Genomic DNA, 253 nt, shown 5'->3' with positions numbered 1-253 from the left:
ATGCCGGAGACGGCAAGCAACCTCTCGACGTCGGCCACCGTGAAGCGGGCGACCGCCTCGACGTCGAAGCCGTGGAAAGCCGCGCGGAAGGCCTCCCGCTGGCGCAGGATCGTCAGCCACGACAGTCCCGACTGGCATGCCTCGAGGGAGAGCCGCTCGAACATCTCGTCGCGGCCGTGGAGCGGCCGACCCCACTCGTAGGCGTGATAGTCGCGGTAGAGCGACGACCCGGGACCGTCGACGGCCCACGGGC

Annotated in this window: 1 protein-coding gene; it reads right to left on the bottom strand. The window is 70.4% G+C overall.

Going from position 1 to position 253, the window contains the following annotated elements; translation table 11 throughout:
* Positions 1-253: DNA-3-methyladenine glycosylase I (locus NVV99_RS26645; protein ID WP_260783317.1), on the bottom strand; the 253-nt coding region annotated here is incomplete at both ends.

The sequence above is a fragment of the Rhodococcus sp. PAE-6 genome, from assembly GCF_025290685.1.
In the GTDB taxonomy this organism is placed as follows: Bacteria; Actinomycetota; Actinomycetes; order Mycobacteriales; family Mycobacteriaceae; genus Rhodococcus; species Rhodococcus pyridinivorans.
This window is presented reverse-complemented; position numbering and strand designations above follow the sequence as displayed.